At 69.0% G+C, this 13,497-nt stretch carries 10 protein-coding genes; 8 read left to right on the forward strand and 2 right to left on the reverse strand.

Annotated elements, in window-relative coordinates; translation table 11 throughout:
* Positions 1–68: 68 nt before the first annotated feature.
* A complete protein-coding gene (locus ACFWAY_RS34480) occupies positions 69–1,244 on the reverse strand; it encodes an MFS transporter (RefSeq protein WP_378513695.1) in 1,176 nt (391 codons plus the stop codon).
* A 142-nt stretch (positions 1,245–1,386) separates the two neighbouring features.
* On the opposite strand from ACFWAY_RS34480, the gene ACFWAY_RS34485 reads away from it, so the two are divergent.
* The gene (locus ACFWAY_RS34485; protein ID WP_378513696.1) at positions 1,387–2,748 is read left to right on the forward strand and encodes an amidase; all 1,362 of its coding nucleotides are present in this window, start codon (positions 1,387–1,389) and stop codon (positions 2,746–2,748) included.
* Between the two features lie 23 nt (positions 2,749–2,771).
* On the opposite strand, the gene ACFWAY_RS34490 is transcribed toward ACFWAY_RS34485, so the two are convergent.
* Positions 2,772–3,959 (reverse strand): CaiB/BaiF CoA transferase family protein, encoded by a 1,188-nt coding sequence (locus ACFWAY_RS34490; protein WP_378451284.1) that lies wholly within the window; start codon positions 3,957–3,959, stop codon positions 2,772–2,774.
* A 183-nt stretch (positions 3,960–4,142) separates the two neighbouring features.
* Between ACFWAY_RS34490 and ACFWAY_RS34495 the strand changes: the two genes are divergently transcribed.
* From ACFWAY_RS34495 to ACFWAY_RS34525, 7 genes are all read left to right on the forward strand, one after another.
* The gene (locus tag ACFWAY_RS34495; protein ID WP_378513697.1) at positions 4,143–5,246 is read left to right on the forward strand and encodes an XdhC family protein; all 1,104 of its coding nucleotides are present in this window, start codon (positions 4,143–4,145) and stop codon (positions 5,244–5,246) included.
* A gap of 91 nt (positions 5,247–5,337) precedes the next feature.
* Positions 5,338–7,041, forward strand: coding sequence for a PucR family transcriptional regulator (locus ACFWAY_RS34500; protein ID WP_378451282.1), 1,704 nt, complete (start codon positions 5,338–5,340; stop codon positions 7,039–7,041).
* Between the two features lie 164 nt (positions 7,042–7,205).
* Entirely contained in the window at positions 7,206–8,633 is a 1,428-nt protein-coding gene (locus tag ACFWAY_RS34505) for a uracil-xanthine permease family protein (protein WP_378451281.1), read from the forward strand.
* Between the two features lie 76 nt (positions 8,634–8,709).
* Positions 8,710–9,621, forward strand: coding sequence for an FAD binding domain-containing protein (locus tag ACFWAY_RS34510; protein WP_378451280.1), 912 nt, complete (start codon positions 8,710–8,712; stop codon positions 9,619–9,621).
* Between the two features lie 2 nt (positions 9,622–9,623).
* Positions 9,624–10,268 carry a (2Fe-2S)-binding protein gene (locus ACFWAY_RS34515; protein ID WP_378451279.1) on the forward strand — a complete coding sequence of 215 codons (645 nt, stop codon included), beginning with the start codon at positions 9,624–9,626 and terminating at the stop codon, positions 10,266–10,268.
* Positions 10,265–12,763 (forward strand): aerobic carbon-monoxide dehydrogenase large subunit, encoded by a 2,499-nt coding sequence (gene cutA / locus ACFWAY_RS34520; RefSeq protein ID WP_378451278.1) that lies wholly within the window; start codon positions 10,265–10,267, stop codon positions 12,761–12,763. The genes ACFWAY_RS34515 and cutA overlap by 4 nt, the downstream gene beginning before the upstream one ends.
* On the forward strand, positions 12,760–13,416 hold the full coding sequence (locus tag ACFWAY_RS34525) for a carbon monoxide dehydrogenase subunit G (RefSeq protein WP_378513698.1): 657 nt from the start codon (positions 12,760–12,762) through the stop codon (positions 13,414–13,416). Before cutA ends, ACFWAY_RS34525 begins: the two co-directional genes overlap by 4 nt.
* Positions 13,417–13,497 lie beyond the last annotated feature (81 nt).

Here is a 13,497-nt window from a genome sequence, read left to right on the forward strand (position 1 = left end):
GGGGGGGGCTCTTGGGGCCCCCCCCGGGTTTGGTGCGCGGCCACGGGGCCCGGGCCCCCCCCCGCCGCTCACGTGTGGGTGAGGTGCCGGTCCTTCACCCTCCGGCCCACTGCCACGGACAGCAGCATCAGCAGTGCCGCCCCCACGAAGCAGGTGGCGTAGCCGACGTGCGGCGCGAGGAGTGAGATGACGAACGGGACGGCGAAGCCGATGTAGATCAGGCAGTAGAACACCGCCACGGTCTGCGCGAGTTCGTCGGCCGGCGCCAGCTTTTCGACGGACGCGAGACCGGAACCGAGCAGGATGCCGTAGCAGGATCCGAGGAGGAAGGCCGCGACGACGATCGCGGCGACGGACAGCGCACCGTGCGTGTATGCGACCACGGTCGCGGCGCCGAAGCCCAGCACCCCGAGGGTGATGCCGACCCGGATTCCGGCGGCGGCGTCGTCCTGCTGCGACCACCGTGTGGCCCACGGCTGGATCACCGCCCCGGTGATCAGGGTCAGCGCCGCGACGAGCCCGGTGAATGCCACGGACGCGGAGCGCAGCGACTCGGAGACGAGCGGCGGAAGGGTCGCGAACGACACGGTCGCCACACCGAACACCCACGGCGCCCAGGGTGTGATGCCCCACCGGAACTGCGGTGTTGCCAGCGCCGACAGGGGTTTGGCGGTGAGGTCCGTCGCCCGGACCCGTGCGTCGGGCACCGTCCACACCAGCGCCAGTGCACCGATCATCATCGCGATGTGCACCAGGTACGGGAGCAGTTCGGGGGCGGGAAGCCACTGCGCGATCACGCCGGCGAACAGGGCTCCGCAGCCGAATCCCGCGGACAGTGACACGGCGGCGCGGCGTGCACCCGCCCCGGCCGGCGCGGTGGAGCTGAGTTCCTTCATCCAGGCGGTTCCGGCGCCGAACGCCATGCCGGACGCGAGTCCGGCCAGCACCCGGCCCAGGTAGAGCAGGTCGGGGACGGCGGCGCCCGCGATGAGGACGAGCGAGGAGACGATGCCGACGGGGATCATCGGGCGGATCACGGCGCGCCTGCCGAAGCGGTCGGACACGCGCCCGAAGTACAGCAGGGCGGGTACGAGCCCGACGACGTACGACGCGAGCATCGCGGTGAACGAGCCGTTTCCGAGGCCGAGATGTTCGCGGTAGACGAGCTGCATCGGGGCGAACTGGTTGGCACCCCAGCTGACCGCGAACAGCGCGGCAGCGAGGCGAACCCAGGGCGAGAGCATCACCTGATCCTCCCAGAGCCTGTAGCGCGGCGAAGTATCAACTCTTCACAGCCCGGGGCGCTCATTCCTGTGCACACTGGCCGTGTGCGGCGGGTGCGGGGATGTCTAGCGTCGATCCCTGAGCACGAGCCGAGGAGGACATGTGTGGGGTAACGACGGAAGCTGGGTCGGCTCGGACGCGCACGCGATCGCCCGCGCCGTGACGAGCCGGGAGGTGTCCGCGAGCCAGGTGCTCGACGACCACCTGGCGCACATCAAGGCCCGCAACCCGGAGCTGAACGCCGTCGTCACCGTCGCCGAGGACCAGGCGATCCGGGCCGCCGACGACCTCGACACCCGGATCGGCCGAGGGGAAGACGTCGGGCCGCTGGCCGGGGTCCCGTTCACGGTGAAGGACCTGATCGCGACCGCGGGTGTCCGGACGACGGCGGGATCGCGCGCACTCGAGCACAACGTGCCGCGCGTCGACGCGCCCGCGGTGGCCGCGATGCGGGCGGCCGGCGCGATTCTCGTCGGGAAGACGAACACCCCGGAGTTCGGGGCGAGCGGCCTCACACACAACGACCTGTTCGGGTACACCGTGAACCCGCTCCGGCCCGACGGCGTTCCCCGCTCCCCCGGCGGTTCGAGCGGCGGCGAGGCGGCGGCGGTCGCGTCCGGGATGAGTGTCGTCGGTCTCGGCACCGACTTCGGCGGCTCGGTCCGCTGGCCCGCCCACTGCACGGGACTGCGGTCCGTGCGCCCGACGATCGGCCGGGTGGACCCCGACGGACAGTATCCGGGCGTCCCGTCGGGCGATCACCTGTTGACCAACCCGGCGACCATGCACGGCACGCTGCAGACGATCGGTCCGATGGCGCGGACCCTGGACGACGCGGCCCTCGTGCTGCGGGTGCTCTCGTCCCGGCAGTACAACTGGACGGACCCGGGTTCGGTAGACCTCTCGCGTCTCGACATCACGTGGGCGCCCGGTGAGGGGACCGTCCCGGTCGACAGGGAGATTTTCGCGGCCGTCGCCGGTGCCGCCGGCCGGCTCGGTGCCCGACCGTACCGGGGTGCGGCGCTGTCGGAGGGGAACGACCTGTTCGGAAGGTTGCGTTCGGTCGAAACCCACACCGACATCGAAGAACTCGGCACCGGATTCGGGACGAACATCACTACGATGCTCGCCGACGCGCGGGACGTGGATCGGCGCCTGGTCGAGCGGCTGTGGGCGCAGCGATCGGAACTCGTGCACCGGCTGCTCGGCGAGATGGGTGACGTGCTCGTCCTTCCCGTCGCCTCGATCCCGGCGCCGCCGCTCGGCGAAGAAGTCTTCGACGTCGGTGGGCAGTCGCTCACGTGGGCGCAGGTCCTGGCGAGCTGTCGCGCGATCAGCGTGACGGGTCTGCCGTCCGTCGTCGTTCCGGTGGGAATCACCCGGTCCGGGTTGCCGATCGGCGTGCAGGTCGTGGCGCGGCCGTGGTGCGAGCACGTGGCGTTGGCCGTGGCCGCCCGGTTGTGAGGCGACCACGGCCGACGCGGGTGTCAGATCACCCGGTCTCGCCGCAGGCCCTCGATGTCTTCGTCGCTCAGCCCGAATTCACCGAGCACCTCGGCCGTGTCCTGCCCCAGTACCATCGGCGGCGCATTCCGGATCGGCAGGGTTTCGTCGTCCACCCAGAACGGACCCCGGACCAGCGGCACTTCACCGCCGTCGGGGGTGGTCACCGGCTGCACCATCTTCAGCGCCTGCACCTGCGGGTCGGCGAAGGCCTGATCGATCGTGTGGACGGGACCGCACGGGATGCCCGCCGCGCGAATCGACGTCACCCATTCGGCCGCCGACCGCACGGACAGCAGTTCGAGAAGTTCCTTGGTGAGCCGATCCCGGTGCGCGAGTCGTGATTGGCCGGTGCGGTATTCGGGCCGGTCGGCGAGGTCGGGATCCCCGAGAACCTCGCACAGCGACACCCAGTGCCGGTCCGAACCGGTCGCGATGATGATGGGGAAATCGGCGGTGTCGAACGTGCCGTACGGCGTGATCGTCGGGTGCGTGTTTCCGTTCGGCTCCGCGACGCGTCCGGTGCTCAGGTAGTTCTGCGCCTGGAACGACATGATCGACAGGGCGGATTCGAGCAGGGATGTCTGCACGTGATGACCGGCGCCGTCGCGGCCGCGGGACACGAGTGCGGCCGTGATGCCCAGCGCCGCATAGATACCGGACACCGTGTCGATGATCGGGATGCCGACGCGCATCGGCGTGTGGTCGCCGGCGCCGGTCACCGACATCAGACCCGACATGCCCTGCGCCACCTGATCGAGTCCCGGCGAGAACTGCTCGGGTCCGGTCGGGCCGAAACCGCTGACGCTCATGACGATCACTCCGGGGTTGTCCTCTGCGAGCGACTCCTGGTCGAGCCCCATGTCCGCGAGGACGCCGGGACGGAAGTTCTCCACGATGACGTCCACGTCGACGGCAATGCGGCGCAGCAGTTTCCGGCCCTGCTCGCTGCGCATGTCGAGAGCGACGGAACGTTTGCCACGGTTGACGGAGGCGAAGTACAGGCTGTCGCTGCCGTCGAACGGCGGCCACTGCCGGGAACTGTCGCCACCGGAACGGGTCTCGACCTTGATGATGTCGGCGCCGAAATCGGACAGCAGTGCCGTGCACAGCGGACCGGCGAGGGCCCGCGTGAGGTCGAGGACCCGGATCCCGCTGAGCAACTGATTCATGGTGGATCCTCGGTTCTCTGTGAAGGAAGGGGGACCGTCCGAGAATTGCGGACGCGTCGATCGATAGCGATGGCGACAATGCACAAGCGGCCGCTGGGGATTTCGGCGCATTGTGTGCCGCGACGGCCGATCGTCGCCGGTTAGCGTGAGGTTCCCTACGAAGCACCCGAGGAGTACGAGACGATGCGCGACATCCTGACGGGCCTGGAAGCGTGGTTCGACCGTGGCGAGAACTTCGCCCTCGCCACGGTGGTGCGCACCTGGAAGTCGTCTCCGCGGGCACCGGGCGCGGCGATGGCCGTGTCGGAATCCGGTGAGGTGCTCGGAAGTGTGTCCGGTGGGTGCGTCGAGAGTGCGCTGTACGAGACGGCGCGGGACGTGCTGGCCGACGGGCGGAGCCGGACGGAAGTGTTCTGCGTGGCGGACGACGACGCGATCGGTGTCGGTCTGACGTGCGGTGGCACCATCGAGGTGTTCGTTCAGCGCATCGGGCACAACGACTTCCCGGACTTCGCGGACGTCGCGCGACGCATCCGCGGCGGTGAGTCGATCGCCGTCGTGACGGAGACCTGCGACGGAGCCCGGACCCGGCGCTGCGTGATCACCGGGGACGGACCCGTCGGCGACCTCGACCTGCCCGAGACCGATGTCGAGAGCGTCCGCCGTCGCCTCCAAGCCGGTGAGTCGCTGGTGTATCAGCTGCAGTCCGAGACGGTGTGCATGGTCGAGATCTTCGCGCCGCCACCGCGGATGTACATCTTCGGAGCCATCGACTTCGCCGCGGCCATGTGCACGCTGGGCGCGTTCGCCGGCTACCACGTCACGGTGATCGACGCCCGCGCCGTGTTCGCGACGCGGGCCCGGTTCCCGGACGCCGACGACGTCGTCGTGATGTGGCCGCACCGATTCCTCGAGACCGCGGCGGTCGACCACCGGACGGTCCTCGCGGTACTCACCCACGACGAGAAATTCGACATCCCGCTGCTGGAGCTCGCCCTGCGTTCGGGCGCGGCGTACATCGGCGCAATGGGCAGCCGGGCCACGCACGACCGCCGGGTCGCGCTGCTGCGCGAACGGGGGACGACCGCGGCGGAGCTGGCGCGGCTGCATTCCCCGATCGGCCTCGACCTCGGCGCCCGCACCCCCGAGGAGACCGCGGTGTCGATCCTCGCCGAGATGATGAAGACGACCCGGGGCACGACGGGGCTCGAGCTTCAGCAGCTGAGCGGTCCGATTCACCGTGACGCGCCGGCCGGGACCGGCCGGCCGCTCGAGTGCTCCGCGTGAACACCGTTTGACGGGTATTCGGGTCGCGACTTAAGGTCACACTTTCGCGCCATCCGGGGCGAGTGTCGGATCAGGTGAGCAGGGTGTTGCAGTGACGACGAGGGATGCCGGTAGTTCCGCTCCCGGGTTCCGCGCAGCCGCCGACACCGGCAACGGGCCTGGTCCGGGCATTGCGCCGCAATCGTTCGCCGACGTGCTGGTGTCCGATCTCCTCGTCTCCCCGACCCTGGTCGCCGGCGAGACCGGCACCTCGCGAGAGGTGTCGAACGTCGCCGTGATGGCGGTGCCGGACATCGGACCGTGGCTCCGGACCGGACAGTTGCTGATCACCACGTCCGCGGTTCTCGGCCGGCTGGTCGAGCCGATCGACGTGTTTCTCGCCCGGCTCGACAGGCGAGGCGTCTCCGGGCTCGCCGTCCGCCTCGACGACCCCACCGCGGCGCTGCCGGCCGAGATGTCCGATGCGGCCGACGAACTCGGGCTTCCCGTCGTCGTGGTCGCGGACCTGTACTCGCAGGCACACCCGCTGGCGGGTGCTCTGGCGGAGCTGTCGGCCCGGCAGGTCGACGCCGTGTTCGAGGCGGACCGGTTGCGGAGAGTGCTCGTCGACGTCGTGATGGCCGGCGGAGGGTTCGCCGAGCTGTCCGTCGCCGTCGCCCGTGAACTGGGCGGTGCCGTGCTGATCACGACACCCGACGGCCGTCAGTTGTGCCGGGCCGGGGACGAGTCCGAGCTGAGCCGGCTGGCGTCGAGTGCGGCGCTCGACTCCACCGGGCGGGTTCGCACCGATTCGACGGAGGGCGGGCTCGGCCTGCACCGGCTGGGCGACGAGTTCATCGCGGTCTCATCGATTTCGGCCAACGGCATCGATCACGGGCGGCTGGTGCACTTCAGCACCGGGCATGCGCTGCGCAGCGAAGACCTGTATCTCGTCGAGCAGGCGGCGGCGGTGTGCGCCCTGGTGGTCGCCCGCGAACTGGTGGTCTCCTCGGTGGAGGAGAAGCATCGCGCGAACTTCGTCCGGGACCTGCTGCTCGGCCGCGGCGGCGAACACGAGCACGTCGTCGCGCACGCCAAGACGTTCGGCTGGGACCTGGACCGTCCCGTGGTCGTCGTGGTGATCGAACCCGATCCGGTCGGTGAGGACGAGCCGTCGGTGCCCACTCGGATGCCTCTCGTCGAGCGACAGGCGCGGGCATTCACGAGTGCCGTCGCGGGCCGTGACACCGGCGCCGCGGTCACCGCACTGGCGTCGGAGACGGTGATCCTGATGGGTGTCGGCACCGACACGATGAACCTCGTCCACGAACTCGTCGCCAACGTGCGTGGCGCCGGCGGCGGTGGTCGCCGGGCGTTCGGGGTGGGCGTGTCCCGGCCGACGGACTCGGTGGACGGCATTCCCGCCCTCTACGGCCAGGCCCGGACCGCGCTGAAGGTGGGGCGGCAGATCACCGGCGCCTGGGCGGTGACACATTTCGACGACCTCGGCGTCTACCGACTGCTGAGCCTCGTCGAGGACGACCGCGAACTCGAGTCGTTCGCCAACGAGACCCTGCGCGAACTGACCGCGGACACAGCCGAGGCGCAGGACATGCGCCGCACCCTCGAGGTGCTGCTCGCCACCAACATCAACATCGCCGAAACCGCACGTCAACTGCACTTTCACTACAACACCCTGCGGTACCGGGTGGTGAAGCTGGAGAAGATGCTCGGGTCGTTCACGGACCACCCCGAATTGCGCCTCGACCTGTCTCTCGCCCTCAAGATCATGGCGATGCGCGGCATCAATTCCTAAAGTTGCCAATTTCGCCGGGCACGCACTGGCAGATTCTTCTCACGCCGGGTGGCTGACGCTGTAATAACGTTGCCCTCCTATCGAGGTGCAACTGTGACATGCGGCACATCATCGAAGCTGGCCGCCGGCACCCCTGCACCGTCACCTGTCTGAAAGGTCCCCCTATGCCTATCTGGACACTGCACGGAGATGGCAAGACCATCGCGCCCGGGGAGGTCGTCGCCCCGAGCGAACGGCTGAGCTGGGGTCGCACGATCGGGCTCGGCGGGCAGCACGTGGTCTCGATGTTCGGGGCCACGTTCGTCTTCCCGATCATCATGGGTCTCAATCCTCAACTGGCCGTGATGTTGTCGGGGTTCTGCACCCTCTTCTTCCTGCTCGTCGTCAAGGGCCGGATTCCCAGTTATCTGGGGACGTCGGCCGCGTTCGTCGGCGGCATCGCCGCCATCCGCGCCCAGGGCGGCACCTCCGCGCAGGTGACGGGGGCGATCCTGGTGTCGGGTCTCGTGCTCGCCGGGATCGGCGTGCTGATCCACTTCCTCGGCGGCGGGGTGGTGTTCAAGATCCTGCCGCCCGTGGTCACCGGCGCCGTCGTCATGCTGATCGGGTTCAACCTGGCCCCGGTCGTGGCCGGGACGTACTGGCCGCAGGACCAGTGGGTCGCGTTGACGGTGATGGTCGTGCTGGTGGTGGCGAGCGTCGCGCTCCGAGGATTCCTCGGAAGGGTCGCGATCTTCCTGACGCTGCTCTTCGGATACGCGCTGTCGTGGGTGCTCGACCTGACGACCGGCATGATCACGTCGTACGACCCGGTCGCAGGCGGGGTCACCGAGCACTTCCGCGTCAACTGGGACGGAGTGTCCTCCGCCTCGTGGATCGGGCTTCCGCCGTTCTCCGACGAGGCGAACGGCATCGTGGGCATCCACGCGCCGTCGTTCAGTCTCACGTTCATCGTCCTCGTGCTGCCCGGTGTGATCGCCCTGATCGCGGAGAACGCCGGACACGTCAAGGCCGTCGCCGAGATCACCAAGACCGACCTCGACCCGATGATGGGACGCGCCCTGATCGGGGACGGCCTGGCCACCACCATCGCGACCAGCCTCGGCGGATCCCCCACGACGACGTACGCCGAGAACATCGGCGTCATGGCCGCGACGAAGGTGTACTCGACGGCCGCGTACGCCGCGGCAGGTGTCATCGCGATGCTGCTGGGCTTCTCTCCCAAGTTCGGCGCCGTCATCTCCGCGACCCCCGGCGGGGTGCTCGGCGGAATCACCGTGGTGCTCTACGGGATCATCGGCCTGCTCGGCGCGAAGATCTGGAAGGAGAACGGCGTCGACTTCGGCAATCCGCTCAACCTGATGCCCATCGCCGCCGGCCTGATCATCGCGATCGGTGACACGGAGCTGACGTTCACGGACAGCTTCTCCCTCAGCGGCATCGCGCTCGGCACGATCGTGGTGATCGGGATGTACCACCTGTGCCGCGTCATCGCCCCGAAGGATGCCGACGACGCCGGCACCGGCCGTCACCACCCGAAGCCGACCGCGGACGATGGAACGGTCCCCGATCGGGTCGGTCAGCTCACGTGATCTGCCATCGGGGGGACGTGAGTTTTGTCACTAGTTCACGAAACGTCGAGCGTACGATACGGGCAGGATCTGAGGAATGAAACCGTCGCCACTGACTTATCACCGACCTCGGTCGATCGACGAGGCCTGTCAGATCCTCGCGGACGTGGCTCACGAGGGAAAGGTGCTCGCGGGCGGGCAGTCGCTGATCCCGTTGCTCTCGATGCGGCTGGCCGCGCCGGCGCACCTCGTCGACATCGGATCGATCCCCCGGCTGGACGCGGTGTCGTCGTCACGCGATCTCGGCGTCACGTTCGACGCACTGACCACCCACTCGGTGCTCGAAGCCGACCGCGGCGCCGCCCAGGTGCAACCCCTGATCGGCCGCGGGCTGCGTCTCGTCGCACACCCGACCATCCGCAACCGCGGCACGACGGTCGGATCCATCGTCCACGCCGACCCGTCCGCCGAGATGCCGGCCGTGCTCGCGCTGCTCGGTGGCTCGGTCACCGTGCGTTCCGTGCGCGGGGTCCGGGAGATCCGCTCGACCGACCTGTTCGCCGGACCGCTCGAAACGACGCTCGAGGCGGACGAGATCGCCACGAGCGTCGCCGTCCCGGCCGCCGAGCCCGGTGTCGGAACGGCGATCGACGAGATCGCCCGCAGGCACGGCGACTACGCACTCGTCGGGGTCGCGGCGCAGGTGCGGGTCGAGGACGGTGCGGTCGCAGAGGTCCGGATGACGTACGTGTCGGCCGGCGAGCTCGGTGAGGTCGTCGACTACACGGACGTGCTACGGGGTGCGTCCGCGACGGACGACCGGGACCCGTTGTGGCGGAATCTGTCCGAGTTCGCGCGGGAACGGATCGATACCGAACCCGACATCCATGCCACGGCGCGGTACCGGTCACAGCTGGTGGCGGCGCTGACCGCCCGGGTCGGGTTCGCGGCCGCGCAGGATGCAGTGCTCGACGGTGCCGCCGTGCACGCGTCGGCGGGAGGAAGGTGACCATGGCAAAGGCAACACGCAGCATCGACGAGCAGCTCGCCGAACTGCAGGAGGAGACGGGCGAACAGCACGTCGCGGTGACGTTCACGCTCAACGCGGTGACGCAGACGGTGGTGCTGCCGTCGCGCACGCTCGCGTCCGACGCGATCCGGCACCATCTGCGCCAGACGGGGACACACGTCGGTTGCGAGCACGGGGTCTGCGGCGCGTGCACCGTGCTGCTCGACGGCAAACCCGTGCGGTCGTGCCTGGTGCTCGCCGCGAGCCTCGAGGGCCGGGAGATCACCACCGTCGAGGGTCTCGTCGAACCCGACGGCACCCTGCATCCGGTGCAGCAGGCGTTCATCGACTGCCACGGCCTGCAGTGCGGCTTCTGCACGCCAGGCTTCGTCACCACCATCGCCGCGTTCCTCGAGGAGAACGATTCGCCCACCCGCGAGGAGGCCACCGACGCGATCGCGGGCAACCTCTGCCGGTGCACCGGATACCAGAACATCAGGGCAGCCGTGCTGCGCGCCGCGGAGATCAAGCGCGAGCGTTCGGGCGAGTTCCCGCTCGGCGCGGACGACGAGTCGTCGCGGGCCTCACTCGACCCGAAGGTCCGCGGCACGACCAACCCGGTCGGTGGAAGGGCAGGGCGAGCATGAGCGTCACGAAACCCCGCACCGAACCCGCGCCCACCAAGGGAGCCGACGCGCCCGCCGCGTCGGAGAAGTTGTTCGGCAAGCCGATTCCCCGCACTGAGGACGCCCGGCTCCTGTCCGGCAACGGCCGCTACCTCGACGATCTGGGCCACAACGCGCTCATCGCCGCGTTCGTCCGGTCACCGCACGCGCATGCCCGGATCACGGGGATCGACATCGATGCCGCGCTCGATCTGCCCGGTGTGCACGCGATCTACACGTACGAGGACCTCGCGGACGACTCCCCGGAGATGGCGGAGAACCTGCCCCTCCTCATCCCGCATCCGGCGATCACCGCACCGCGCAACGGGTATCCGCTCGCCAAGGACGAGGTGAACCACGTCGGCGAGGCGATCGCGATGGTGGTCGCCGACAACCGGTACATCGCCGAGGACGCGTGCGCCAAGATCGACGTCACGTACGAGATGCTCCCACCGGTCGTGGGCGTCGACGTGGCGCGGCAGGCGGGCAACGCCGTTCACGCGGACGTCCCCGACAACGTGGCGGCGCACCTGCAGCACGGATTCGGCGACGTGGACGCGGAACTGGCGAACGCACCGCACCGGCTGACCCTGAACCTCGAGATCGAGCGGTCGGCGTCGATGCCGATGGAGGGCAAGGGCGTCTACGCTCGCTGGGACACCGACGAGCAGGCGCTCACGTTCTGGACGTCCACGCAGACGTCGACGTCGGCCCGCGCCGCGATCGCGGCACGACTGAAGATGGCGCACAACAAGGTCCACTGCATCGCACCCGACGTCGGCGGCGGTTTCGGCGTCAAGATCGTCCACCCGTGGCCGGAGGAGGTCATGGTCACCTGGGCCGCGCGGCGGCTCGGGACGGCGGGCATCTCGAGCGAGGTCAAATGGGTCGAGGACCGGCGCGAGCACTTCGTGTCGAGCGCACACGAGCGCGGCCAGATCCAGGAGGTGACGGTCGGATTCGACGACGACGGCACACTCCTCGCTTTCGACTTCACGTTCTGGCACGACAACGGCGCCTACCTGCCGTACGGCATCATCGTCATGCTGAACACGTCGACGCAGGTGCTCGGGCCGTACAAGCCGAAGTCGTTCCGGGTGGACGCGTACTCGCTGTACACGAACACCGTCATCGTGACGCCCTACCGCGGCGCCGGCCGTCCGCAGGCCGTGTTCGCGATGGAACGGGCGATGGACGCGATCGCGAAGTATCTCGGCAAGGACGTCATCGAGGTTCGTGAGCACAACTTCATCCGGCCCGAGGAGATGCCGTACGACTTCCACCTCACGTTCCAGGACGGCCGCCCGCTGATCTACGACACCGGCGACTACCAGGCCGGGATCGACAAGCTGAAGAAACTGATCGACTGGGACGGGTTCGCCGAGTACAAGAAGCAGGCGAAGGCCGAAGGCCGGGCCGTGGGCATCGGGATCGGCGCCTATGTGGAGGGCACCGGACCGGGCCCGTACGAGGGCGCACACGTTCTCGTGGAAACGTCCGGGAAGGTCAAGGCCGCAACGGGTCTGACCACCCAGGGTCAGGGCCACCAGACGGCGTTCGCGCAGATCGTCGCGGACGACCTCGGCGTGCCGGTCACCGACGTGGAGATCGTCACCGGCGACACCCGCCGATTCGGCTATGCCGTCGGCACGTTCGCGTCCCGCGGCGCCGTGATGTCGGGTTCGGCGTTCCACGTGGCCGCGCAGATGGTGGCGGAGAAGGCCCGCACGATCGCCGGTGAGGCGCTGAACCTCGATCCCGCCGAACTGGAACTGCGCGGTGGGCACGTGTGCAAGATCGGCACGCTGCCCGGCGCCGAGGGCACGTCCATCTCGCTGGGTGTGGTCGCCGTGCTGTCGAACCCGCTGCGCTACGCGTTCGACGACGCGTCGAGGCAGGCCACCGGATTCGCGAAAGCCGACACGGACATGACGATTCCGCCGGTCCGGGAGGGCGAACAACCCGGGCTCGAGGCGACCGGCTACTACTCGCCGCCGACGTCGACGTTCGCGTCCGGCGTGCACGCGGCGATCGTCGAAACCGATCCGGTGACGGCCGAGATCCACGTGCGGCGGTACGCCGTGATCCACGACTGCGGCAACGTCATCAACCCGCGGATCGTCGAGGGCCAGGTCATGGGCGCCGTCGCGCAGGGTATCGGCGGCGCACTGTACGAGAAGATCGTCTACGACGAGCACGGCCAGCTGCTCAACGCGTCGTACATGGATTTCCTGATGCCGTTCGTCACCGAGATGCCCGACTCGCTCGAGATGGACCACACGGTCACCCCGTCCGGCCTCAATCCCCTCGGGATGAAGGGCGCGGGCGAGGCGGGCGTGATTCCCACGTCCGCCGTCATCGCGGCAGCGATCGAGGACGCGGAAGGCATTCCGATCACGTCCATGCCGATATCCCCGTCAGAGTTGTTCGAGCTTCGCCTCGCACACGCGTCGTCACAGAGCAAGGAGAACGAATGAGAATCGCCGGCACCGCCCTACTGACGGCCCCACCGGAGGCCGTGTACGACAACCTGCAGGACGGACGGGTCCTCGCGGCGACCATCCCCGGGGTGCAGTCCCTCGAGCAGCTCAGCGACAACCACTACAAGTTGTCCATCACCGCGGGTGTCGCGTCCATCAAGGGCACGTACGACGGCGAAGTGATTCTGTCGCAGCAGAATCGGCCCGAGTCGTTCGTGATGACGGCATCGGGTGCGGGTGCTCCGGGCACCGTCAAGGCGGATGTGACGGTGCGGCTCGAGGAACGTGACGGCGGCACCCTGCTCAGCTACGACGCGGACGCCGTCGTCGGCGGCATGGTCGGCGGCGTGGGGCAGCGGATGATCACCGGCGTCGCGAAGAAGATGGCCGGGGTGTTCTTCAAGGGCATCGACGGCGTGATCGCCAACGGCATCCCTGCGGCCGAGGTCGTCGCGGCGTCGGGCGAGGTGCCGGCTGCCGCCGGCGTCGCAGCGGCAGCCCCGGTTCCCGCGGCAGCCGCCGCGCGGGTGCGGGTACCCGAGGGAACCTCCACGACAACCGTTCTCGCGTCGGCCGCCCTCGGCGCCGGCATCGCCCTCGCCGGTGTTCTCGTCGGCGGCATCCTCGTGCGGGGCAGCTGCTCGAAGTAGCGCCGCGAACACATCGTCACACAGCACCCCGAACCGTCCGGTTCGGGGTGCTGTCGTCTGTCCGGGTTCATCCGGTCGCGG

The sequence above is a fragment of the Rhodococcus sp. NPDC059968 genome, from assembly GCF_042738615.1.
Taxonomy (GTDB): domain Bacteria; phylum Actinomycetota; class Actinomycetes; order Mycobacteriales; family Mycobacteriaceae; genus Rhodococcus_F.

Coding starts and splice junctions, on each gene's coding strand:
- cutA (WP_378451278.1), top strand. CDS start 10,265: ATGAGCGTCACGAAACCCCGCACCGAACCCGCGCCCACCAAGGGAGCC.
- ACFWAY_RS34480 (WP_378513695.1), bottom strand. CDS start 1,244: ATGCTCTCGCCCTGGGTTCGCCTCGCTGCCGCGCTGTTCGCGGTCAGC.
- ACFWAY_RS34510 (WP_378451280.1), top strand. CDS start 8,710: ATGAAACCGTCGCCACTGACTTATCACCGACCTCGGTCGATCGACGAG.
- ACFWAY_RS34515 (WP_378451279.1), top strand. CDS start 9,624: ATGGCAAAGGCAACACGCAGCATCGACGAGCAGCTCGCCGAACTGCAG.
- ACFWAY_RS34490 (WP_378451284.1), bottom strand. CDS start 3,959: ATGAATCAGTTGCTCAGCGGGATCCGGGTCCTCGACCTCACGCGGGCC.
- ACFWAY_RS34525 (WP_378513698.1), top strand. CDS start 12,760: ATGAGAATCGCCGGCACCGCCCTACTGACGGCCCCACCGGAGGCCGTG.
- ACFWAY_RS34505 (WP_378451281.1), top strand. CDS start 7,206: ATGCCTATCTGGACACTGCACGGAGATGGCAAGACCATCGCGCCCGGG.
- ACFWAY_RS34495 (WP_378513697.1), top strand. CDS start 4,143: ATGCGCGACATCCTGACGGGCCTGGAAGCGTGGTTCGACCGTGGCGAG.